At 71.4% G+C, this 2,272-nt stretch carries 2 protein-coding genes and 1 pseudogene; all 3 read left to right on the top strand.

The features are described from left to right. The first annotated feature begins 187 nt into the window (after window positions 1–187). A complete protein-coding gene (gene rimM, locus ABT247_RS33115; protein WP_350750248.1) occupies window positions 188–829 on the top strand; it encodes a ribosome maturation factor RimM in 642 nt (213 codons plus the stop codon). Window positions 830–900: 71 nt separating this feature from the next. After that, a complete protein-coding gene (gene trmD, locus ABT247_RS33110; protein WP_350750250.1) occupies window positions 901–1,719 on the top strand; it encodes a tRNA (guanosine(37)-N1)-methyltransferase TrmD in 819 nt (272 codons plus the stop codon). 153 nt (window positions 1,720–1,872) lie between these two features. Beyond that, window positions 1,873–2,178: pseudogene (rplS, locus tag ABT247_RS33105) on the top strand (50S ribosomal protein L19); the annotation flags it as partial. Window positions 2,179–2,272 lie beyond the last annotated feature (94 nt).

Here is a 2,272-nt window from a genome sequence, read left to right as displayed (position 1 = left end):
CGGGGTCGACCTCGTCGTCGTGGACAACTTTCGCTGACGCCGGTGCTCGTTCCGCCGTCGGGATTGAGGCCGACCGGGACGCATGTCGTCCCGGTCGGCCTTTTTGCTGGCCGTTCCGGCTCCCGCCGGCCGTCCCAGCCCACTTCTCTCTGCCTTCCCGCTCAGCAACTCCAGGAGAACGATCACCGTGCAGCTCGTCGTCGGCAGGATCGGCCGCGCCCACGGCATCAGGGGGGACGTCAGTGTCGAGGTCCGCACCGACGAGCCGGAACTCCGGCTCGGCCCCGGTGCCGTCCTGCTCACCGACCCGGCCTCGGTCGGACCGCTGACCGTCGAATCCGGCCGGGTGCACAGTGGCCGGCTGCTGCTGCGCTTCGTCGGCGTGAAGGACCGCAACGCGGCGGAGGCCCTGCGGGGCACCCTGCTGATCTCCGAGGTCGACCCGGAGGAGCGGCCCGAGGACCCGGAGGAGTACTACGACCACCAGCTGATCGGCCTCGACGTGGTGCTGCTCGACGGCACCCCGGTCGGCGAGCTGACGGAGGTCGTCCACCTGCCGTACCAGGACCTCCTCACGGTCAGGAAGGCCGACGGGACGGAGGTGCTGGTCCCGTTCGTGAGCCAGATCGTGCCGACCATCGACCTGGAGAACCAGCGGGCGGTCATCACCCCGCCGGCCGGGCTGATCGACCCCGAGCGGGCCGAGGTCGCCGGCTCGGCGACGGAGGAACCGGCGAAGCCGGGCGAGTCGGACGAGTCGGGGGAATCGGACGAGTCGGGCGAGTCGGGCGAGTCCAAGGCCTCGGGCGAGTCCGGGGAGTCGCAGTGACGTTCGAGCAGACTCCGGCGGAGCCCGGCGCGGATGCCGACCGGGACGCCGCCCCGGCCGTGCAGGCCGGGATGAGGATCGACGTCGTCTCGATCTTCCCCGAGTACCTGGAGCCGCTGAACATCTCGCTGGTCGGCAAGGCCCGCGCCCGCGGCCAGCTGGACGTGCACGTCCACGACCTGCGCGAGTGGACCCACGACGTGCACCGCACGGTGGACGACAGTCCCTACGGCGGCGGCCCCGGCATGGTGATGAAGCCCGAGCCGTGGGGCGAGGCGCTGGACGCGGTCGTGGCCGGCGGCCCCGAGGGCGAGGTGCCCACGCTGGTCGTACCCACCCCGAGCGGACGCCCGTTCACCCAGGCACTCGCCCAGGAGCTGGCCGGCCGCCCCTGGCTGGCGTTCACGCCCGCGCGGTACGAGGGCATCGACCGCCGGGTGATCGAGGAGGCGGCCACCCGGATGCCGGTGGTCGAGGTTTCGATCGGCGACTACGTGCTGGCGGGCGGCGAGGTCGCGGTGCTGGTGATGGTCGAGGCGATCGCCCGGCTGCTGCCCGGCGTGCTCGGCAACGCCGAGTCCCACCGGGACGACTCCTTCGCCCCCGGCGCGATGGCCGATCTGCTGGAGGGCCCGGTGTTCACCAAGCCCGCCGAGTGGCGCGGCCGGACCGTGCCCGAGGTGCTGCTCAGCGGCAACCACGGCAAGATCGCCCGCTGGCGCCGGGAGCAGGCCTTCGCCCGTACCCTGGCCAACCGGCCCGACCTGGTCGAGCGCTGGCAGTACGGCTCCTTCGACAAGAAGGACCGCGAGGCGCTCAGCATCCTCGGCCTGGCCTGGGACGAGGAGCTGGGCCGATTTCGGTCCGTGGGCGATGGTGTGGAAGAATAGGCGACTGCTGTCTGTCGCTGGTTCCCTCCCGTAGGGGCACGTGGACCGGCGCCCCCGCCACGGGGGGATCGCCGTCAGCCGATGCGGCCCGCAGCAGACCCCATTGTGACGACATTCCGTGGGCGGCCCGTGGCGCCTGCGATGGAGAGCAACATGAGCAACAAGCTCGCTGCTGTCGACGCGGCCTCGCTGCGCACCGACATCCCGGCCTTCCGCGCCGGTGACACCCTGAAGGTCCACGTCCGGGTCATCGAGGGCAACCGCTCCCGTGTCCAGGTCTTCCAGGGCATCGTCATCCGCCGCCACGGCTCCGGCATCGGTGAGACCTTCACCGTCCGCAAGGTCAGCTTCAACGTCGGCGTGGAGCGTACCTTCCCGGTGCACACCCCGGTCGTCGAGAAGATCGAGGTCGTGACCCGCGGTGCGGTTCGCCGCGCCAAGCTGTACTACCTGCGTGACTCGCCAAGGAGATCAACGACCTCGGCGGCGACGTCAGCGAGACCGAGGACGGCCTGCGGATCCGCCCGCGCCCGCTGCACGGCGGCGTGTTCCA

Source organism: Kitasatospora sp. NPDC001539 (assembly GCF_040298565.1).
Classification (GTDB): Bacteria; Actinomycetota; Actinomycetes; order Streptomycetales; family Streptomycetaceae; genus Kitasatospora.
This window is presented reverse-complemented; position numbering and strand designations above follow the sequence as displayed.